The organism is Pseudomonas danubii (assembly GCF_042980055.1).
Lineage (GTDB): Bacteria > Pseudomonadota > Gammaproteobacteria > Pseudomonadales > Pseudomonadaceae > Aquipseudomonas > Aquipseudomonas danubii.
In genome coordinates, this window is sequence record NZ_CP116502.1 from 4,673,630 (window position 1) to 4,694,540 (window position 20,911).

Genomic DNA, 20,911 nt, shown 5'->3' on the forward strand with positions numbered 1-20,911 from the left:
ATGTATCTGGTGTGTGGCGAAGCGCTGTTCGATTGTTTCAGCGTCGATGACGCAAGTACCCAAGCCAATAAAGTGCAGTTCCAGGCCATTGCCGGGGGCTCGCCCTTCAACGTGGCGCTGGGCCTGCGCCGAATGGGCATTGACGTGGCCCTGCTGGCCGGGCTGTCGCGGGATTACCTGGGCCAACGCCTGCGACGGGTACTGCAGGACGAAGGGGTCAACACCCGGTACCTGCAGGAGTTCGACGCCCCCACCACCCTGGCCATGGTGGCGGTTGGCGCCGACGGCTCGCCCCACTACAGCTTCCGTGGCGAAGGCTGTGCCGATCGCCAGCTTCTGCAGGAGCACCTGCCGGAGCTGGAGCCGAGCGTGCGCGGCTTGCACATCGGCTCGTTTTCCCTGGTGGTGCAGCCGATTGCCGACACCCTGCTGGCCCTGGTGCTTCGTGAGCGGGGGCGACGCCTGATCAGTCTCGATCCCAATGTGCGACTCAACCCGCAGCCGGATATCCAGCTGTGGCGCCAGCGTATCGGTGAACTGGTGCAGCATGCCGACCTGATCAAGGTCAGCGACGAGGACCTGGCCCAGTTGTATCCCGGGCAGGCGCCCGAGGAACTGATCCAGGGCTGGCTGCAAGAGCATGCGCAGTTGGTGTTCCTGACCCGTGGCAGCCAGGGCGCCACAGTATTCAGTGCACGACATGGCAGCTGGTCGGTGGCCTCGCCCCAGGTGCAGGTGGCCGACACCGTGGGCGCCGGTGACACCTTCCAGGCGGCGTTGATCGCCTGGCTCACCGAACAGGGCCTGGACTCGCCTCAGGGCCTGGGGCAACTGACCCCTGCCCAGATCGACAGCCTGCTGCGATTTGCCGTCCAGGCCGCGGCGCTGACCTGCACCCGCACCGGCCCGGACCTGCCCTACCGCCATCAACTGCAACCGCTATAGAAGCCGGCTTGCCGGCGAAGAGGCCCGTCAGCCTTGCGCCGATTCGGGCGACGCCTTCGCCGGCAAGCCAGTTCCTACAACATTCAGCGCCACCGTGGTGCTTTTCCTGGGCCTTGGTCAGAGCAACGAGAAGTTGTAGCTGACGATCAGGCGGGTCTCGTCCATGTCACGGGCGATCTTCTGGTAGTTGCTGCGGTAAGTGGCGTTACGCAGGCGCAGGCTCACGTCCTTGAAGGTGCCGCTCTGCACCACGTACTTGAGCTCGCTGTCGCGCTCCCACTCGCGACCTTCACGCAGGCTGCCCGGCACCTTGATGTGGTCACCGCTGACGTACCGGGTCAGGAAGCTCAAGCCATTGAGGCCGAGCGCCTTGAAGTCGTAGTCGTAGCGCAGTTGCCAGGAACGTTCCTGGATCGCGGCGAAGTCGTTGACCTGGACGTAGTTCACCAGGTACGGGTTGCTGCCATCCAGGTAGGGCATCGAGTTGTCGCCATACATGCGCTGCCAGCCGGCACTGAACACATGGCCGCCCAGGCTGTAGCCCAAGAGGGTGCTCAAGGCACGGTTATCGATGCTGCCGGCGCGCTCGGCGCCACTGTCGGCGCTCTTGAGCAGGCGCAAGTCGCCCTTCAATACCCCGGGCCCCAGCGGCTGGTTGGCCAACAGGCCGACAAAATGCTGGCGGTAGATGTCTTCCAGCTCGGCGTAGTGGTACTGGCCGGTCAGGCGCTCATTGAACTGGTAGTCCACGCCGTAGGTATCGAAGTGGTCCGCGGTGGTGTTGCAGGCATAGCGCTTGTTCTTGCAGTGCACGCGAATGTCCTGGGCATCGGTGGAATCCCGTGCGGTGTAGCGGTTCAGGCGCGCGGCTGTCAGGGTCAGGCCCTTGACCTCCTTGGACGTGAGCACGGCACCGTTGAACATCGTCGGCAGCAGGCGTCCGTCGTTGTACTTGAGCAATGGCAGGTCCGGCAGTTGCGCGCCGTATTTGAACACCGTCCGGGACATTCGCACCTTGGCGGTCAAGCCCAGCTTGGCGTACTGATCCGCAGAACCCCGTGGGTCGTGTCCGCTGGAAGGCAAGAGACCACTGTTGCTGCGGTCAGGGCTGGAATCCAGCTTGATACCCAACATGCCCAAGGCATCCAGGCCAACACCCACGGTGCCTTCGGTGTAGCCCGATTGCAGGTTGAGGATGAAACCCTGGGCCGACTCTTCACGCTTGGAAGCCCCCTGATCAGTGCGGGTGTGACCGTCGCGAAAGTCCCGATTGAAGTAGACCGTGCGTGACTCCAGCTTGGCGCTGCTGTCCTCGACAAAACCACCGGCCTGGGCCAGCGGGGCAAATCCTGCGCACAGGACGACAGCTCCGAGGCCCAGGAGTGGGCACGGATTGAGTAACGCAAAAGGGGGACGCATGAACGGGCTCCAGCAGAAAATCAGTGACGCGAGGTAAAGAAAGACCCAGGTGAAATCCATCCCACGAATCAAAAGTCGCAGGCTGAATTGATTGAATCAATGAAGGTCGGCAATGATGGCAGATGGCCCGCCCTGCCCCCAACCCGACTTTAGTCTGACTCCCCCAGTCGCCGCGACTGCACTCACTGCCCACGCCGTCGAACAGCCATAACCAGCAGAAAAGCTGTCAATTTTGGCAAATTTCAGCACGATAAGACCGGTCAAAAAACCTGACTAAATAATCAGAAAACCACCTGACCAAGACAGCGCAGTAGTCAATAGTGGCGAAAAAGCATCATATTTTTTACGTTTTTACCTACCGTTCGTCGGTTTTATTATTCTTTCTGAACAACTGATCAAGTATTTGACGCTTTCCATTATGACCATCATCAATCAATCTAACTTATTGTTTTAAAAGGATTTGTTATCAATAAAAGATTCACCGAAAACGCCAGCGTCATTTATGCATCACTGCAAAACGTCAATTAACCGTCTCAACCTTATGATAGTGTCAAAAAAAGAGCGTGATAGCGGCCAAGTGCCACACGCCTTTTTCAGAAGGTGAGGCATGCCCTCACCCAACACTCATCATGGACGAGGTCGTTCCCTTGGAAGTCAGCGTTTTTGGTACTGGCTATGTTGGCCTGGTGCAAGCAGTTGCCCTCGCCGATGTCGGGCATAACGTGGTCTGTGTCGATATCGACAGCCATAAGATTGCCCAGCTGCAACGTTCCATTCCTCCGATTCACGAGCCGGGTCTGGCGACCCTGATCGAAGAGAATCAAAAGGCCGGCCGACTGCACTTCACCACCCAGGCCAGCGATGCAGTGGGCCATGGCCAGGTGATTTTCATCGCAGTCGGCACGCCCTCCAACGAAGACGGCTCGGCGGACCTGGACCATGTCCTGGCGGTGGCCCGCAACATTGCCAGTCTGATGCACAGCGACAAGACCCTGGTGATCAAATCCACCGTACCGGTGGGTACTGCTGACCTGGTGATCGAGACGGTCGCCGAACAACTGGCGGACCTGGGCAAGTCCCAACTGCGGGTGCACGTGGCCTCCAATCCGGAGTTTCTCAAGGAGGGCTCGGCGGTGGCCGACTGCATGCGTCCGGACCGGATCGTCGTCGGCTGTTCCCACGAACGGCCCCGCCAGCAGTTGAGCGAGCTGTACGCACCGTTCAACCACAACCATGACCGCCTGATGTTCATGGATAACCGCAGTGCCGAACTGGTCAAGTACGCCGCCAACGCGATGCTCGCCACTCGCATCAGCTTCATGAACGAGATGGCCAACCTGGCGGAGCGCCTGGGGGTGGACATCAATGCTGTGCGCAAAGGCATCGGCGCCGACCCGCGTATCGGCTACCACTTCATTTACCCCGGCGCCGGTTTCGGCGGCTCGTGCTTCCCCAAGGACCTGCGGGCGCTGATCCACACCGCGGAAAGCCACGGGCTGGAGCCGCACATGCTCAAGACCGTGCGTGACGTCAATGAACAGCAGCGCCATGTGCTGTTTCGCAAGCTCAAGGCGCACTTGGGGGACAACCTCAAGGGCAAGGTCATTGCGTTGTGGGGGCTGGCCTTCAAGCCCAACACCGATGACATGCGCGAAGCCACCAGCCGCTACCTGATGGAAGCGCTGTGGCAGGCCGGGGCCAAGGTCCATGCCTACGACCCGGAAGCCATGACCGAATGCCGACGGCTGTACGGCTACCGCGACGACCTGCAGCTGTGCGCAACCCGTGACGACACCCTGCAAGGCGCAGACGCCCTGGTGATCTGCACCGAGTGGAAAGCCTTTCGCGTGGTGGACTTCAAGCTGCTGCACGACACCCTCAACGATCGCCTGATCGTTGACGGCCGCAACCTGTACAACCCGCAACAGGCAGCGGACGCCGGCCTGCATTACCTGAGCATCGGCCTGCCCTACCGCGTACCGGAGGCGCTGCGCGCATGAATATCCTGATCACCGGGGCCGCCGGTTTCATCGGCGCCCATACCGCACTGCGCTTGCTCAAGGATGGGCATCAGGTCACCGGACTGGATAATTTCAACGACTACTACGACCCCCAGCTCAAACGCGACCGGGTGCGCTGGGTCGAACAGCAAGTGGGACACTTCCCCCTGCAACGCCTGGACCTGGCGGACAGCGAGGGCCTGGAGCGGCTGTTCGCCGAAGTCCGGCCCCAGGTGGTGATCAACCTCGCCGCCCAGGCCGGGGTGCGCTACTCCCTGGAAAACCCCAAGGCCTACCTGGACAGCAACCTTTCAGGCTTCCTCAACCTGCTGGAAATGTGCCGGCGCTACCCGGTGGAGCACCTGATCTACGCCTCATCGAGCTCGGTGTACGGGGCCAACCAGCAAACGCCGTACAAGGTCAGCGACAACGTCGACCACCCGCTGTCGCTGTACGCGGCGAGCAAGAAAGCCAACGAACTGATGGCCCACAGTTACAGCCACCTGTTCGGGGTGCCGGCCACCGGCCTGCGCTTCTTCACCGTCTACGGTCCCTGGGGCCGGCCGGACATGTCGCCGATCCTGTTCGCCGACGCCATCAGCCAGGGCCGGCCGTTGAAGCTGTTCAACTACGGCCTGCACCAGCGCGACTTCACCTATGTCGACGACATCGTCGAGTCCCTGGTACGCCTGCTGGGCAAGCCGCCGGTGCGCGACCCGCTGTGGGACCGCGAACAACCGGACCCGTCCACCAGCATGGCGCCCTGGCGGCTGTTCAATATCGGCGGCCAGCGCCCGGTGGAACTCAAGGAGTACGTGGCAACCCTGGAAAAGCTCCTCGGACGCCAGGCCCAGGTGGAGTACCTGCCCCTGCAGCCCGGTGACGTGCTCAACACCTGCGCCGACGTCAGTGCCCTGGAAAACCTCACCGGCTTCGGCCCCCAGGTGACCCTGGAAGAGGGCCTGAAGCACTTCGTCCAGTGGTACCTGAGCTACTACCCGGGCGGCGCGTCCTGAGCCCACGCCCCTGGGCGTTTTTACCCAACCTTTGCTATGGAAGTATTCCCGGTGGATATGGAAAGACCCTTCTCATTGCCTGCAACCGAGGTGCCGGCGCCTGCTCGCATCGACCGGCGCAACGATCCGTTCCGGCGCAAAGTCCAGGCCGCCATCGAGCTGCAACAGCATGGCTGGATTAGCGGCCGCGACGGCGGCCGGCCCTGGACCCTGTCGCGCAGCAAGCGCCTGACCTCGGCGCTGCTGGCGGCGACGCTGCTGGTGCTGCTGTCGCCGGTGCTGTTGACGGTCGCGCTGTTGATCAAGCTCAGCAGCCCCGGGCCGGTGTTCTTCGTCCAGTTGCGCACCGGTTTTCGTGGCCGGCGCTTCGGCATGTACAAATTCCGCACCATGGTGGTCAACGCCGAAGCCTTGAAGGACTCGGTGCGCCACCTGAACAAGCACGGCCCGGATTCGGTGGACTTCAAGATCGACCGCGACCCGCGGATCACCGGCATCGGCGGTTTCCTGCGGCGCACCAGCCTCGACGAATTGCCGAACCTGATCAACGTGGTACTCGGCCAGATGCGCATCGTCGGCCCGCGCCCGACCTCGTTCCACGCCCAGACCTACAAGGAACACCACCTCGGGCGCCTGAGCATCTACCCCGGGATCACCGGCCTGTGGCAAGTGTCCGGACGCAGCGACGTGGACTTCGACGGTCGGGTCACCCTCGACATGACCTACATCTTCCAGCAGAGCCCCTGGCTCGACCTGAAGATCCTGATCAAAACCCCTTTCAAGGTCCTCAATGGCCATGGAGCAAGTTGAAATGGCGGCAGCAACCCTAGCCAGTCTGAAGATCCAGCGCCCCAGCGAAAGCAACCTGGCGGTGACCGTGCTCGACCGCGAGCTGCGGGTGATCCTGCTGACGGCGGCCAACCGCAACAGCGGCATCACCAGCAGCAGCCTGAGCATGGCCAGCGAACTGGCGCGCACCAGCCGCGGCCGGGTCCTGCTGGTGGACACCAGCCTTTCGGACAACAGCCTGACCCGGCGCCTGGACCTGGGCGAACGCCCGGGCTTTCTCGACCTGGCCCTGGCCGATACCCCGCCGCTCCTGGCGCAGTGCATCGAAAGCAGCGATGAACTGGGCTTCGATTTCCTGCCCCTGGGCCGCCGCCAGCAATACGCCGAGCGCCTGACCCCGGAACTGCTGCAGGAACTGTTGCAGGCCCTGGCCGCGGACTATCGCTTCGTGATCATCGACGGCGACCCGGTGTACAGCAGCGGCGACATCCTCACCCTGAGCACTCAGGTGGACGGCGTGGTGCTGGTGGTACGCAGCGAGGAAACCCGCTGGGAAGTGGCCCAGGCCGCGGCGCAGCGCTTGATCCAGGCCGAGGCGAAGCTGATCGGCAGCGTGTTCAACGCCCGCAAGTACTACATGCCCAAGTGGGTTTATGACCGTCTCTGACCGGCACAAGGACCGTGTAACCATGAACAAGCCAAGACTCTCCCTGCTGGGCCTGTCGTTGCTGGCCGCCCTCGGCGGCTGCGTCAACCGCGAGCCGCAGCAGATGCCGGTGCAGATCCTCAGCGCCCCGGCCGACCAGGCCCAGCTCACCGAGGTCATGCCCATCGAACAGGTGCTGCGCCCGCAGGACGTGCTCGATGTGATCTTCCATATCGGCACCACCAGCCAGCAGCCGTATCGGGTGCAGCCCGGCGATCAGGTGGACGTGAGCTTCCTCACCGCGCCGGAACTGGGGGGCAGCAAGCTGGTACTGCCCGACGGCAGCATCGACATGCCCTACGTGGGCAATCTCCAGGTCGCCGGGCTGTCCGCCGAACAGGCGCGCCAGGCCCTGGAAGCCCAGTACGCCAAAGTGCTGAAGAAGCCGCAGATCACCTTCTCGATCTCCCACGCCATGGCCCAGCTGGACAACCTGCGCACCAGCCTGACCAACCCGGCCACCGGCCTGAGCCGGGAGATCGTGGTGGGTTCCGATGGCCGCGCCAGCTTTCCGCTGCTGGGCAGCCTGTCCTTGCAGGGCAAGAGCCTCAGCGAGCTGCAGACCCTGGTCAACCAGCGCTACGCCAAGGAAGTGGGCCAGGTCAGCGTCGATGTGCTGCTCAAGACCACCGCCGCCAACGAAGTGTTCGTGATGGGCGAAGTCGGCCAGCCCGGGGCCTACCCGATCCGCCGGCCGATCTCGGTGCTTGAAGCCCTGACCCTGGCCAAGGGCGCCGGACCCACCGCGCGCCTGGACTCGGTGGTGATCATGCGGCGCAAGGGCAATCAGGTCGAAGCCCGGGTCTATGACGCCGATGCGGCGCTGGACGGCAAGGCCCTGCAGTTCGCCTACCTGCAACCGGACGACATGCTTTACGTGCCCAAGACCCGCCTGGCCAAGGCCGGCGCCCTGAGCAAGCAGCTGGCGGACGTGATCATGTTCCAGGGTGTCGGGTTCAGCTTCGGCTACCGCGTCGACAACAAAGAAACGAACAACAACTGAGTTCCCTCTTGATGACCAAGATCGAAAACTACCTGCACGAGTTTCTGCTCGTGTTCTTTGTCAATCGACGCCTGATCAAGCGGGTGTTCCTCGGTTTCGCCCTGATTGCGCTGGTGCTGCCGCTGGTGCTCAAGCAGAGCTTCGAGATCACCGCCGAAGTCATTGTGCAGTCCAAGAAACTGTCGCAGACCGACGCCAACACCGTGCTCACCCCGGACAGCGACAAGTTCATCCCGCCGTCCCTGGCGGATATGGAGACCGAGAGCAATATCCTGCGCTCGCCGACCCTGATTCGCGACACCATCGACCAGCTGCGCCGCGAAGGCCAGTTCGGCGGCAGCGAAGGCCTGTTGACCCGGCTGATCTTCAAGCCGATCCGCAACGGCCTGATCGATCCGCTGCGCAACCATGTGATCAACCCGGTGCGCGGTTTCTTCGGCCTGGCCGTGGACCCGGTGCGCGACACCAGCCTGGATGCCTTCACCGACCAGGCGGTCAAGGACCTGAAGATCGGCACCCTGCCCGGCTCCAATGTGATCTCCATCGTCTACGCCAGCACCAATGCCGCCGAAGGCACGCGCTTCGTCGAGCGCCTGCTGGCCAACTACCTGAAGAACCGCCAGGACCTGCAATCCAACGAACTGCCCGAAGCCTTCTACGAGCAGAAGAAGGCCCAGTACCAGTCGCGCCTGGATGACCTGGAAGGCAAGCGCCAGGCCCTGCTGGAAGCGGCCCATGCCTCCGACCCTAAGGAAGAGATCACCTTCCGCCTCAATGCCATCAACACCGAGGAACAGTCCCTCAACGGCTACCGCGACCAGGCCCTGGAGAACCAGCGCCGCCTGGATTACCTGCAGAAGAACCTGAGCGCCGCACGCAAGGCCGGCATCACCGACTACACCTTCCCCTTCGCCTTCGCCAACACCGTGGACAACGTTGCCTACGAAGACCGCGAGATCAAGCAACTGGGCGAACAACTGACCAATCTGGTCAGCCAGTACGGCACCACCGCCGACACCTACCGCGCCGACAGCGTGCCGATGCAGCAGCAGCGCGAGCAGATCGTGCGGGCCCGGGCGCAGTTCCTCAAAGTGGTGGAAAACCGTGTTCGCGAGCGCAGCAGCGACCTGCAGATCACCCAATCGGTGATCGCGCAGAAAACCGCGCGCATCAACGACTACAAGGCCCGGGTCCGCGACCTGCAGGAAGTGCTGAGCAAGCTGCGCCAACTGGACACTGAAATCGACGCCTTGCACAAAGCCTTCTTCACCTACACCCAGCGCTACGAAGAGAGCCGCGGCGAACGCCTGATCAGTGGCGAGCTGTCCAACGCCCGGGTGCTCAGCCAGCCTTACGAACCCAGCGAAGCGGCCTTTCCCAAGCCGATGCTGATCATTCCCCTGGGCCTGCTCACCGGCCTGCTGCTGGCGATTGCCCTGGGTTATGTCTACGAGTTCTTCGATCACCGCTTCAAGCACCCGGCCCAGGTCAGTGATCACCTTGGCCTGCCGGTGCTGATGGTGCTCAACGCGGTTGAAGAGCAACAGGTCAATCCCTATCCACGCTGGACCTGGCGCTGGGCCTGGTATTGGGCCAAACAGTGAACGACCTGAGCCTGGCCGCACAGCCTATCGTGCACCTGATCCACAGCGGCGGCTTCTATGGCGCCGAACGCATGCTGCTGGATCATTGCCGGATCACTCCGGGACAGCATCGGGTGGTGTTCATCAATGCACCGCAGAGCTTGCTGCAGCGGTTCAACGAGGCCGGAGTGCCCAGCCATAACTGCCACTGTTTGAAGGCGCTGCTGGCCCATCTGCGGCAGCAGCCCGGCCTGCTCAACGCCCACAACTTCAAGGCCCAGGTGTTCGCCTGGGTCTGTGCCCGGCGCCTGCAACTGCCCCTGGTGCTGACCCAGCACGGCTTCACGCCGCGCAGCCTGAAACAGAAGCTCTACACCTGGATCAGCCTGCGCCTGTGCCGCAGCCCTCAGGTGCGCCGGGTGGCCTGTGTGGCCCAAAGCATTGCCCAGTTGCACCGCCAGGCCGGCGTGGCCGAGGGCAAGCTGCGGGTCATTCCCAACGGCCTGCCCGAGCCCAAGCGGGTGCTGCCGGTGAACCAGGATGGGCCGCCGCTGCGGGAGGCCGAAATACGCCGCGACGAGATGGAGCCGATGGTGGGCTTCGTCGGACGCCTGAGCGCGGAAAAGGGCCCGGACCTGTTTCTCGACGCACTGATCAACCTGTGCCGGCAGCGCCCCACGCTCAAGGCGGTGCTGCTCGGTGATGGCGAACAGAACCAGGCCCTGCGCCAGCGCATCGACGCTGCCGGGCTGTCGCTGCGCATTCTGTTGCCCGGTTACCAGCAGGACATGCAGCCCTGGCTCAAGCGCCTGAATGTGCTGGTGCTCAGTTCGCGCACCGAAGGCACGCCGATGATCCTGTTGGAAGCCATGCAGGCCGGCACCCCGGTGGTGGCCTTTGCCGTGGGCGGCATTCCCGATGTCCTGCAACACCGGCAGAACGGTTTGCTGGCCAAGCCCCTGGACAGCGTTGACCTGGAGCGGCGCATCGGCCAATTGCTGGATCAACCGGCCCTGGCCGAGGAACTGGCCCAGGCCGCCCGCGTCACCCAGCGCAAGCACTATCACCTGCCCACCCTGGCCCGCAGTTGGGATGAGCTGTATCGCCTGGCCAGGGAGAGCACCCCGGTATGATCGCCGCCCCGTTTCTCGGCCTCCTCTTGGGCCTGGCCAGCCTGCTGCTGCTCGCCAGCCCCTGGCCGTTTCTGGCGCCGCTGGTGGTGGTCGGGCTGGTGGGCCTGGCCCTGCTCTATCGCCGCCCGGGCTGGGGCCTGCTGGGCATCTGCGCCCTGGTGCCCTTCGAGGGCCTGTTCAAGGACAGCGCGTTCTCCGGGGCCAAGCTGCTGGGGGCCTCGCTGATCCTGATCATGCTGTTCAAGCTGCTGTTGCGGCACATCCCCGATACCCGCCTGCGCAGCAACCTGTGGCGGGCCCTGGGGCCGTTCCTGCTGTGCCTGCTGCTGAGCCTGATGTACAGCGAGAACCTGCTGGTGTCCCTGGACAGCCTGCGAGAACTGGCCGTGGGCCTGGTGCTGTTCTTCGTCACCTTGCTGATCGCCCGGGAAACCAACCTGCTGATGCTCTGCCGCCTGCTGGCGGTCAGCGTGGCCATCACCTGCGTGATCGCGCTGATCTCCGCCAAGTATCAGGTCGGCGGCCGGGCCATCGGCCTGCTGCAGGACGCCAACTACTTCGCCCTGCTGATCGCCATGGCGGTGCCGCCGGCGATCCTCCTCGCCCTGCGCTCGCCCCATTGGCCGGGGCGGCTGTTCTGGGTCGGCATCAGCCTGACCCTGATGGCCGGGATGACCAAGACCGACTCGCGCTCCGGCCTGTTGGTGGTGCTGTTCACCATCGCTATTGGCCTGTGGCACTACCGCGACCGGCTCAAGGGCCTGCGGCCCAAGCACCTGGGGTTCGCCATGTTCGCCGTGGCGATCGTCGTGCCCCTGGGCATCGCCGTGCTGCCAGCCGAATACGTAGCGCGGATTCAGTCCCTGAGCATGCTCAAGTCCGGCGCGCATTCGGCGGACACCTCCCTGGGCCGACGGACTTCCTACCTGGTGGTGGGCGGCCAGATGATCCGCGAGAACCCGCTGCTGGGCTCGGGCCTGGGCACTTTCCCGATTCATTACGCGCAGACCGGCTTCGCCAGCAGCTTCTCGGAAAACATGAACGAGCCCGACCTGTTCCGCCGGGCCCACAACACCTACCTGGAACTGTTCAGCGAACTGGGCATTCCCGGCGGCTTGAGCTTCGTGGTGCTGATGCTCATGGGCCTGCGCAACTTCGAGCGGGCGCGCCAGGGCTTCCTCGCCCGGGGCCAGCGTGAACAGGCGGACATCGCCACCCACCTGGGCCTGAGCCTGTTGGCCATGGCGCTGTTCCTGCTGTTTCTCAGCGCGCCGAACCACAAGTACCTGTGGATCTTCCTGGCCCTGTCCAGCGTGCTGCGGCTCGAAGCCGAAGAAGATCCGGCGCCCACCTCATAAATGCAAACCTGGCCAAGGGAGGCAAAGATGCAAAGGATCAGCGTGATCGTGCCCATGTACAACGAGGCACGTCACATCACCCGGACCCTGGACAGCGTGATCCTCGCCGCCCGGGTCGCAGCCATCGACTACGAGTTGATAGTGGTGGACAACGGCTCCACCGACCAGGGGCCGCAACGGGCCCGTGAGCTGGGGGCGCGAGTGCTGCTGTGCCCGGGCCTGGGCATCGGCGCCTTGCGCAATCGCGGCGCCGCCGTGGCCACTGGCGACTGTCTGGCGTTTCTCGACGCCGACATCGAGGTGCCCGGCAACTGGCTGCAACTCTGGCAGCAGGCCCTGGCGGACAACCGCGCCGAGGTCTTTGCCCTGGACTGCGCCGCCCCGGACTGCGCGCCCTGGTTCGCCCGGGCCTGGCAGCGCCGCAGCCTGGCGGGCAGTCAGCCGGCGCGCCTGCTGCATTGGATGCCAACCCCCAACCTGTGCCTGAAACGGGTCTGGTTCGAGCGGGTCGGCGGCTTCGACGAACACTTGCGCACCGGCGAAGACAAGGACTTCGGTCTGCGGCTGCACGCTGCCGGCGCCCGCCAGTTGAGCCTGTCTGAGCCCCAGGTGCTGCATTGGGGCTTTGAAGGCAGTTGGGGCGAATGGGCCGGCAAGGAGCGCTGGCGCCAGGGCAGCCACCTGCAGTTGCTCAAGGGGGGCGGCCTCAATCTGCGTCTGTTGCGCTTTCCCCTGCTGTGCCTGGCCTGTGCCTTGCTGAGCCTGCTGGCGCTGTTCGGCCTGCTGCTGGGCCAGCCGGGCGGCGCCGCGCTATGCCTGCTGCTGGGTTCCCTGGCGCCTCTGGTCCTGGCCCTGCGTCAGGGGCTGCGCCAGCGCGATCTGCTGTTTGTCCTGCAACTCTGGCTGCTGCATTGGGTGCGCCTGCACCTGGGCGCCGTGGCCCTGGTGCAGGGTCTGTTCAACCGTTCCGTCGTGAGACCTGACCGTGGCTAAAACTATTTTCTGGCTGTGCCTGTTACTGCCCTTCTATGCCTGGATCGGTTATCCCCTGCTGCTGGCCCTGCTCAGCCTGTTCGTGCGGCCGCGCCCGCTGCAGACGGGTGAGCCGCTGTCGGTCAGCGTGATCATCGCCGCCCACAACGAAGGCCCGCACATCGAGCACAAGCTGCGCACCTTGCTGCAGCAGGACTACCCGGCCACGGACCTGCAGATCATCCTCGCCAGCGACGGTTCCAGCGACGATACCGTGGCCACCGCCCTGGCGGTGCGCGACTCGCGGGTGCTGGTCCTGGACCTGCCCCGGGTGGGCAAGGCCGGGGCCCTGAACGCCGCAGTGGAACTGGCGCGCAACGACATCCTGGTGTTCACCGACGCCGACAACCAATGGTCCGGCGACACCCTGGGCAAGCTCCTGGCGCCCCTGGCCGACCCTCAGGTCGGCGCCTGCGGCGGGCACATGATCATCCCCGACCCGGGGCACAACCTGAGCCTGGGCGACAGCCTGTACCGGCACTACGAAGCCTGGTTGCGCCAGGCCGAGAACCGCACCGGCTGCATGGTGTCCGCCGACGGCGCGCTGCTGGCCCTGCGCCGCGAGCTGTTCCAGCACATTCCCGCCGAAGTCAACGATGACTTCTTCATCAGCACCTGCGCCCCGGTGGCCGGCAAGCGCATCGTCTATGTGGAGGAGGCCCAGGTCCTGGACCAGGGCGTGGACGAAGCCGGCAAGCAATATCGCCGGCGCCTGCGGGTCACGGTCGGCGGCCTGCAGAGCCTGGCTCAGCGCCGCGAGCTGATGAACCCCTTGCGCCACGGTGCCTACGCCATTGCCCTGATCAGCCACAAGCTGATCCGCCGCCTGGCCCCGGTGCTGTTGCTGCCATTGCTGTTGAGCAATCTGTGGCTGTGGAACGCCGGCGCTTTCTACAGCCTGGGCCTGGCGGCCCAACTGCTGGGTTACGCGGCCGGCGTGATGGGGCTGCTGGACAGTCGCGGGCGCCTGCCCAAGGTATTTCGTCTCGCCGGCTTCGTGCTGGTGACCCTGGCCGGCATGAGCATGGGCCTCTGGCAGTTTCTCCGCGGGCGGCGCTACGCCCTGTGGAACCCACAACAGAATCGCTGACATGGCCATCAAACAATCCTTCAAGCGCCTGCTCGGCAGCGCCTATCTGCACAGCTTCGGCCGTATCCGCCTGAGCGACGCCGGCGTGGTGCTGATGCTGCACCGGGTAGTGGCCGATTCCACGGACGCCAGCCTGCCCCATCGGGCGCCGCTGTGCGTCGGCCAGGGGCATTTCGAACACTTGCTGCGCTGGCTGCGCCGGCACTTCGACTGTGTGCCCTTGCAGCACCTGCTGGAGTTGCCTGCGGGCGACCGGCCCCGGGTGGCCCTGACCTTCGACGATGGCTGGCGGGACAATGCCGAGGTCGCCTATCCCCTGCTGGAGCGCTACGAGGTGCCGGCGAGCATCTTCCTGTCCACGGACTTCATCGGCAAGCGCCAGGGTTTCTGGTGGGAGTCCATTGGTGAAACCCTGTGGCAACAGGCCGACAGCGCCGCCGCTCAACCGCTGTTGACACAGTTGCGGGCCCTGGCGCTGGCACCACCACCGGAGCTATTGCAACCCGGCGCCAGCCGCGCTCGCAGCGGCATCCTCGGGGGCTACCTGCAACAGCTCAAAGGCCTGCCGCCCCAGACCCTGCAAGCCCTGGCCGACAGTTGCCCCGACGACAGCGCGCCCCACAGCCTGGACTGGGCCCAGGTCCAGCGCCTGGAACGCTCGGCACTGGTGCGCTTTGGTCCCCACGGTGCCAGCCACGGCATTCTCACCCGGCTTGACGGCGCCGCGATGCGGGCCGATCTGCAGCGCTCCCACCACGCCTTGCAGGAGCACTGTCAGGCGCCGCTGGGGGTCTATTGCTACCCCAATGGCGATCACAATCCCGAGGTGCGCGCAGCGGTGGCCGAACTGGGTTATCGCTATGCCCTGGGCACCCGCCCGGGGCTGATCGAGGCCGATGGCAATCCGCTGCTGGCCCTGCCCCGCATCGATGTCAGCCACGCCAGCGCCGGACGCCCCGGGCTGCTGGCCTGGCGCCTGTTCCAGGGAGCCCGGGCATGAAGCGCGGCAGCTACCTCTGGCACCTGGCCCTGAGCATGGGCACCCGACTGGCGATGATCGGCCTGCGGCTGCTGCGCAACGTGTTGCTGGCGCGTCTGCTGGGCCCGGCGGATCGTGGCCTGTTCGCCCTGCTCAGCACCCTGCCGGACCTGATCGCGGCCCTGACCAGCGGCGGCCTCAATACCGCCGTCGGCTATGAAGCCGCCCGCCAACGCCCCATGGGACTGTTGCTGACTCAGGTGCTGGTCTACGGCTGTTTGCTGGCCAGCCTGCTGACGCTGGCCGGGCTGGCCCTGATGAACACCTGGGGCAGTCACTGGGAACTGAGCCTGCAACTGGGCGACCTGGCCTGGCTGTTGTTGCTGGCGGTGCCGATCACCGTGCTCAAGAGCGGTCTGTTGACCCTGCACAACGCGGACGGTCGGGTCGAAGCCTTCAATGCCCTGCGCCTGCTGGAATCCCTGGTGCCACTGCTGCTGTTCGTCGGGCTGTGGTGGATCTGGCGCGACCAGCCGCTGTCGGCGGCCCTGGTCAGCTGGCTGGGCGGCACCGTGCTGGTGGTGGTGGTCGGCTGGTGCTGGCTGCGCCGCTGGCATGACCTGCGCTTGCGCTGGCAGGCCGGTGAGCAGGGCAAGCTGCTGCGCTACAGCGCCCAGAGCCACCCGGGGGTGTTGTCGCAACAGTTGATGCTGCGCTCGGACTACCTGTTCATCGGCGCCCTGCTGGACCCCGTCGCCCTGGGCTGGTACGCCATGGCCAGCGCGGCCGCCGAACTGCTGCTGATCATTCCCGAGGCGGTGACCACGCCGCTGATGAAACGCCTGCTGCAGCAAGGTTCCGGTATCGAAGAACTGACGGCCCTGGCCCTGCGCCTGACGGCCACGGTAATGCTTGGCGCCTGCCTGGGCATGGCGCTGATCGGCCAGTGGCTGATCGTCACCCTGTTCGGCGCCGCCTACGCCCCAGCCTACGACGCGCTGCTGGCCCTGCTGCCAGGGCTGTTCGGCCTGTGCTACGCCAGCATCCTGCGCCTGGACCTGCTGGGCAAACAGCGCCCCGGCAGCCTGTCGCTGCTGCTGGCCGGGGGCGCGCTGCTGAACCTGATCCTCAACGCGGTATTGATTGCGCCACTGGGCATCGTCGGCGCCGGCCTGGCCTCGTCGATGGCCTACCTGGCGGTGAGCCTGGTGATGCTCGGCCTGTACTGCCACCTCAGCGGCGTGGCCTGGTACCGCACCCTGATCCTGCTACCTGGAGACATTGTCTACGTGCGCCATCTACTGCGCCCTAAGGAAACGGCCTGATGAAACCCTGTTCCCTGCTCGCCCTGATGCTGATCGCGGCGGCCTCATCCCTGCACGCGGAGCCCATGCAATGGGGGGATATCCGCGACGGCAGCCTGTATCTGCAAGCCGACAGCGCCGACACCCTGCAACTGCGCTGGAGCCCGGCCTGGCAAAGCGACGCCAACCAGGAACAGCTGTACCTGCTGCAACCGGACGGCCAGTTGCTGCAACAGCTGGACATCCGCGCCGACCAACCTTACGGCCAGCGGGAGATCCAGCTGCCCGCCGCCCGCGGCGACTATCGCCTGCAAGTGCCGGGCTACAGCTTTCGCAACTTCAAGGTCGGCCATGACCGTTCGACCCTGGCCCAGTTCGAGCCGGCCAAGGTGCATTTCAGTGCCGATGTGCCCAGCGGCGTCGAGCTGTACTTTCGCGTGGCCGCCGGAGAGCAGGCGCATCTGGCGGGCAAATACTACGGCGGGGTCAGCGTGCTTCAGGCCACGCGCCTGAGCGACGGCCAGCAGGTACGCCTGCCGTTGGTGGAGCACCCGAACTATGGGCAGTTCGACCAGAGCGCCTTGCCGGTGGCCCAGCAGGACGAAGTCTGGCGCCTGTCCCTGGGCGGCTCCGGCAAGGTGGCGTTCTGGCTCGACGGCACTGCCAACCTGTTCGCCCAGGACCTGCGTCAGCTGCACCCGCTGCAATGGACGCCGGCGCGGGTCGAGCTGCGCCTCAAACCCCAGGTGCGCGGTCCCAGCCCGCACCTGGGGATCGCCCTGCCCTATGCCGAGCCGCCGTCGTCGACCTTCGAACTGCTGCGCGCCCTGGGCCCGCAGGCTGCCAACTTCTACAGCTTCGTCGATGTGATCCAGCAAGAACCCCAGCGGGAAATCACCTTTCGCCGGCTGTACCGCGAAGACTTCAAGATCGAGCGCGACATCACCCTGCTGGCCGGCACCGGACGCCGGGCCGTGCTGGACGCCGACAGCGCCACCCTGGCCGGGCTCGACGCCTGGCTGGCGGACAGCGTGCGCCTGGGCAACCAGGGCCTGCATTACCTGGCCTTTGCCGACGAACCCAACCTCAACTTCCCCAGCTACGCAGCGTTTGCCGCCTATTTTGCGCAAATGCTGGAACACACCAAGGCCAACTCCGAAGCCCGCGCCGCCGGTGTGCGCATTGCCATGCCGGTGAGTTCACGACTGCTGGACGGTCCCTTTCGCATTGGCGCCGGGCAACGCCGGGGCATCGACTGGGCCCGGCAGTTGCTGGCCGAACACGGTGCCGACATCGATGCCCTGGCCTGGCACGAATGGATGGTCCGCGACCTGCTGGCCACCCGTCGCTATCGCACCAGCGTGCGCGCCGCCGCCGATCTGGTGGGGCTCGATGAGCAGGGCCGGCCACGCAAGGCGCTGTTGCTGAGCCAGACCAACATCTCCAGTGGCCCGGACCTGAGCCCCTATCAGCAGGACACCCACTACGCCGCGCTGTGGTGGACCTCGGTGGTGATCAACGCCTCCCAGGACGGTCTGCTGGACATGCTCAACTGGTTCCAGGCCGCCGACGAACCCGAATACCCCAAGGGCATGCTGTCCCAGCAGGATGCCCAGCGCTTCAGCCTGAAGCCGGTGGCCGTGGCCCAGCAGTTCATCCGGCAGCATTGGCTGGGCCAGGTCCAGGCCCTGGACAACCCCTCCTTTGAGGTGGATGCCCTGGCCCTGCGCGACGGTCAGCGCCACAGCCTGTTGGGGGTGGCCAAGACGCCGCGCACGCAAAACGTCGAACTGGGCGACGCCAGCATCTGCCAAGCGAACCCCACCCTCGAACTGCTGGGCGCCGATGGCCGCAGCCGTCACACCGAGCTGCACTGCAGCGATGGCCGGGCCAGCTTCCAAGTGCCCGGTGAAACCCTGTTTGCCTTGACCTGGAAAACCCTATGAGTCGCTTGACCGGCCTGTTGGCCAAAATCCGCCGCAAGGGCCTGCGGGGCAGCCTGCGGGTCTTTTCTGAACGCTTCTTCTATTACCACTGGGAGCTGCTGACCCTGGAGCGCTCCCTGGCCTTGCCGGTGCCCTGCCCCATCAACCCCAGCCGCTGGCCCCAGGTGCCCATTACCCGGGAGTTGCTGCCGGCCTTCGACAAGTACTTCAAGGCCCAGCTGCCGGCCATTCGCGGCCTGCTGGACAAGGGCAACCGGGGCAGCGCGCACCTGGACCCCGACGGCAACGTGATGATGATGGTCTGGGTCAGCGAGCGCGATTACTACGACGATCAGCTGTACCGCTGCTGGATGCGCATGCCGCCGGGCTGCCTGTATCAGTTCGCCGGTGAATGCGCGCCGCCGTTTCGCGGCTCGGGGGTGGTGATCCTGGCGCAGAAGATGCTCTGGGACGAGTACCGCGAGCGGGGCTTCAAAGCCACCCGGGCCCTGGTCAATGTGCGCAACGAGCCGGCGCTGAAGATGCACATGCGCCTGGGTTTCCAGGAAGTCGGCGAATCCCTGCACGTCTACTGCCTGCTGCGCTGCCTGCATTTCCACCGGCGTCGCCCTTATCACCAGACGCGACTGCATCACTTGCGCCGGGGTCGCCTGGCCGAGTCACCGGCCCCAGCCACTGAAATAGACAAGGAGCGGACGTGAACCTGCGTTGGCAATGGTGCACCAGCCTGAGTGCCCAGGATTTCCCCGTAAAGGCCTATGAACAGCTGCGGCAAACCGTCGAGCAGGCCACGCCGTTCAATCGTTTGAGCTGGTTGCGAGGCGCCGAACAGGCACTGCAGGATCAGCAGCTGCAGATTCTGCTGGGCTGGCAGGACCAGCGCCTGCTGCTGTGCCTGCCGCTGATCCGCGGCCGCGAATCCAGGGCCGGGCTGACCCTGCAGGTGGTCCGCCACCTGGGCCATCCCTTGAGCGACCGCCTGGCGCTGCTGGTGGCCGCTCAAGCACAAGACGCCATGCCCGCGGCCCTGCGGGAAATCCGCCGGCAACTGCCCCATGACCTGCTGCAATTCCATGAACTGGTGGATGCCGCCCCCCTGCTGGCGCCCTGGCGCCGGGCAAGCGGGTACAGCGAACAGTCCCTGAGCTGCCGCGCGCCAGAACACCTGATCGTCCCCAGCGACCAGGAGGAAGCCAGCGGCACCCTGCGTTACGAGCTGCGCCGGGCCAAAAAGCGCTGTGCGGAGATTGACGCCCGGGTGATCCGCGTGACGCCCCAGGCCGATGGTATCGATGCGGTACTGGACATGCTCCGCGAGGTGGAACAGGCCAGCTGGAAAGGCGCCGACGGCCTGGGGATCTTCTCTGGAGCACAGCGCCAACAGTGGATGCACACGGCGTTGCATGGCCTGGCGGCCGAGGGTTGCGTGCGGGTGGTGATGCTGGAACACCAGGGCCGCTGCATCAGCTATCGCCTGGGCCTGCTGGAGCGCGGTCGCCTGTATGACTACAACATCGCCTTCCTCGCCGACTACGCCAACCTGGGCAGTGGCCGCCTGCTGCTGGACGAATGGATTCGCTGGGGCCTGGAGGAAGGCTGGCAGTGGGTGGACGCCTCCCGGGTCAGCCTCAGCCGCTCCAGCCATCAGTTGCATGAACGCATGAGCGGCCTGGTGGAACACCAGCGCTGGAGCTTCTACTCCTGGCGTCCCCGGGGCCTGCTGGCCGGTGTTGCCGAGCGCCTCTGGCAACAGCTCAAACCTCATCTCAAGGCCTGGCGCGAGCGCCGCCAGACCACCACCGCACAAGGGGCTCGCCCATGAAACACACCCTGGCCGTCACCCGAGCGCAGCGGGTCATCGTCAACGCCGACGACTTCGGCCTCGACCTGGACTACAACCAACTGACCCTGCGTGCCTTCCAGCGCGGGGTGATCAGTTCCGCCACCCTGATGGCCAACATGCCGGCCTTCGAGGATGCCTGTCGCTTGAGCCACGAGCACGCCCTGCTGGGACGCATAGGCCTGCATTTCAACCTGACCTACGGCGCGCCCCTGAGCCAGGGCATCCGCAGCCAGGCACTGTTCTGCAATGCCCAGGGGCAGTTCGACCTGAACCTGCCGCGCTCCGTCCTGCGCCTGCCGCCGGCAGCCGCCGAGGCCGTGTGGCAGGAACTGGCGGCGCAATGGCAGCGCTGTGTCGACCAGGGGCTGCGGCCCAGTCATATCGACTCCCACCAGCACGTGCACAATCTATGGCCGGTGGCGGCCATCGTTGCCCGCTTCGCCGCCCGCCAAGGGGTGCCGGTGCGCCTGGCGCGCAATGTCGGCGGCAATATCGGCCCCCTCAAGCGCCTGTTCAAAAGTGCGTTGAACCAGCGCATTAGCTGGCTCGCGGGACGCTGGGTGAACACGGTGTGTACGCCGAAGGATCTGCTGGACGGCTTCATCCCCACTGGGGTGGTCGAAGTGGTGGCCCACCCGACGCAGTTGGCCGACGGCGATTTTGGCGACGATTACCTGCCCCCGGAACAATCCCTGGAGCAACTGTTGAACCGCGCCTTGCCCAGTCATCAGCGGATTGCCTACAGCGAACTGTGAAAGCGGACCG

At 65.1% G+C, this 20,911-nt stretch carries 18 protein-coding genes; 17 read left to right on the forward strand and 1 reads right to left on the reverse strand.

Going from position 1 to position 20,911, the window contains the following annotated elements:
• Nucleotides 1-945, forward strand: a complete 945-nt coding sequence (locus PFZ56_RS21075; RefSeq protein WP_170002848.1) for a carbohydrate kinase — start codon at nt 1-3, stop codon at nt 943-945.
• Between the two features lie 117 nt (nt 946-1,062).
• On the opposite strand, the gene PFZ56_RS21080 is transcribed toward PFZ56_RS21075, so the two are convergent.
• Nucleotides 1,063-2,364 carry an OprD family porin gene (locus PFZ56_RS21080; protein WP_123391138.1) on the reverse strand — a complete coding sequence of 434 codons (1,302 nt, stop codon included), beginning with the start codon at nt 2,362-2,364 and terminating at the stop codon, nt 1,063-1,065.
• 647 nt (nt 2,365-3,011) lie between these two features.
• Between PFZ56_RS21080 and PFZ56_RS21085 the strand changes: the two genes are divergently transcribed.
• From PFZ56_RS21085 to PFZ56_RS21160, 16 genes are read left to right on the forward strand one after another with little or no spacing between them, the layout of a single operon-like run.
• The gene (locus PFZ56_RS21085; protein ID WP_110653237.1) at nt 3,012-4,364 is read left to right on the forward strand and encodes a UDP-glucose/GDP-mannose dehydrogenase family protein; all 1,353 of its coding nucleotides are present in this window, start codon (nt 3,012-3,014) and stop codon (nt 4,362-4,364) included.
• The gene (locus PFZ56_RS21090; protein WP_102879285.1) at nt 4,361-5,380 is read left to right on the forward strand and encodes an NAD-dependent epimerase; all 1,020 of its coding nucleotides are present in this window, start codon (nt 4,361-4,363) and stop codon (nt 5,378-5,380) included. Before PFZ56_RS21085 ends, PFZ56_RS21090 begins: the two co-directional genes overlap by 4 nt.
• Before the next feature lie 57 nt (nt 5,381-5,437).
• Nucleotides 5,438-6,190, forward strand: a complete 753-nt coding sequence (locus tag PFZ56_RS21095) for a sugar transferase (protein WP_102879284.1) — start codon at nt 5,438-5,440, stop codon at nt 6,188-6,190.
• A gap of 1 nt (nt 6,191) precedes the next feature.
• Nucleotides 6,192-6,836, forward strand: a complete 645-nt coding sequence (locus PFZ56_RS21100; RefSeq protein WP_102863544.1) for a CpsD/CapB family tyrosine-protein kinase — start codon at nt 6,192-6,194, stop codon at nt 6,834-6,836.
• A gap of 22 nt (nt 6,837-6,858) precedes the next feature.
• A complete protein-coding gene (locus tag PFZ56_RS21105; protein WP_110597022.1) occupies nt 6,859-7,878 on the forward strand; it encodes a polysaccharide biosynthesis/export family protein in 1,020 nt (339 codons plus the stop codon).
• An 11-nt stretch (nt 7,879-7,889) separates the two neighbouring features.
• Complete coding sequence (locus PFZ56_RS21110) at nt 7,890-9,482, forward strand: lipopolysaccharide biosynthesis protein (protein ID WP_170002837.1); 1,593 nt, start codon at nt 7,890-7,892, stop codon at nt 9,480-9,482.
• A complete protein-coding gene (locus tag PFZ56_RS21115; protein ID WP_170002836.1) occupies nt 9,467-10,594 on the forward strand; it encodes a glycosyltransferase family 4 protein in 1,128 nt (375 codons plus the stop codon). Before PFZ56_RS21110 ends, PFZ56_RS21115 begins: the two co-directional genes overlap by 16 nt.
• On the forward strand, nt 10,591-11,952 hold the full coding sequence (locus tag PFZ56_RS21120) for an O-antigen ligase (RefSeq protein WP_170002835.1): 1,362 nt from the start codon (nt 10,591-10,593) through the stop codon (nt 11,950-11,952). The genes PFZ56_RS21115 and PFZ56_RS21120 overlap by 4 nt, the downstream gene beginning before the upstream one ends.
• Before the next feature lie 27 nt (nt 11,953-11,979).
• The gene (locus PFZ56_RS21125; protein ID WP_170002834.1) at nt 11,980-12,945 is read left to right on the forward strand and encodes a glycosyltransferase family 2 protein; all 966 of its coding nucleotides are present in this window, start codon (nt 11,980-11,982) and stop codon (nt 12,943-12,945) included.
• Nucleotides 12,938-14,074 carry a glycosyltransferase gene (locus PFZ56_RS21130; RefSeq protein ID WP_102879277.1) on the forward strand — a complete coding sequence of 379 codons (1,137 nt, stop codon included), beginning with the start codon at nt 12,938-12,940 and terminating at the stop codon, nt 14,072-14,074. The genes PFZ56_RS21125 and PFZ56_RS21130 overlap by 8 nt, the downstream gene beginning before the upstream one ends.
• A 1-nt stretch (nt 14,075) precedes the next feature.
• Entirely contained in the window at nt 14,076-15,074 is a 999-nt protein-coding gene (locus tag PFZ56_RS21135; RefSeq protein ID WP_170002832.1) for a polysaccharide deacetylase family protein, read from the forward strand.
• A complete protein-coding gene (locus PFZ56_RS21140) occupies nt 15,071-16,378 on the forward strand; it encodes a lipopolysaccharide biosynthesis protein (RefSeq protein ID WP_110653188.1) in 1,308 nt (435 codons plus the stop codon). The genes PFZ56_RS21135 and PFZ56_RS21140 overlap by 4 nt, the downstream gene beginning before the upstream one ends.
• Nucleotides 16,378-18,303, forward strand: coding sequence for a hypothetical protein (locus tag PFZ56_RS21145; RefSeq protein ID WP_170002830.1), 1,926 nt, complete (start codon nt 16,378-16,380; stop codon nt 18,301-18,303). Before PFZ56_RS21140 ends, PFZ56_RS21145 begins: the two co-directional genes overlap by 1 nt.
• Nucleotides 18,300-19,004: a GNAT family N-acetyltransferase gene (locus PFZ56_RS21150; RefSeq protein WP_102863534.1), complete on the forward strand. Its 705-nt coding sequence runs from the start codon at nt 18,300-18,302 to the stop codon at nt 19,002-19,004. The genes PFZ56_RS21145 and PFZ56_RS21150 overlap by 4 nt, the downstream gene beginning before the upstream one ends.
• Nucleotides 19,001-20,125, forward strand: coding sequence for a GNAT family N-acetyltransferase (locus PFZ56_RS21155; protein ID WP_102879273.1), 1,125 nt, complete (start codon nt 19,001-19,003; stop codon nt 20,123-20,125). The genes PFZ56_RS21150 and PFZ56_RS21155 overlap by 4 nt, the downstream gene beginning before the upstream one ends.
• Nucleotides 20,122-20,901, forward strand: coding sequence for a ChbG/HpnK family deacetylase (locus PFZ56_RS21160; RefSeq protein WP_170002828.1), 780 nt, complete (start codon nt 20,122-20,124; stop codon nt 20,899-20,901). Before PFZ56_RS21155 ends, PFZ56_RS21160 begins: the two co-directional genes overlap by 4 nt.
• Nucleotides 20,902-20,911: the final 10 nt, after the last annotated feature.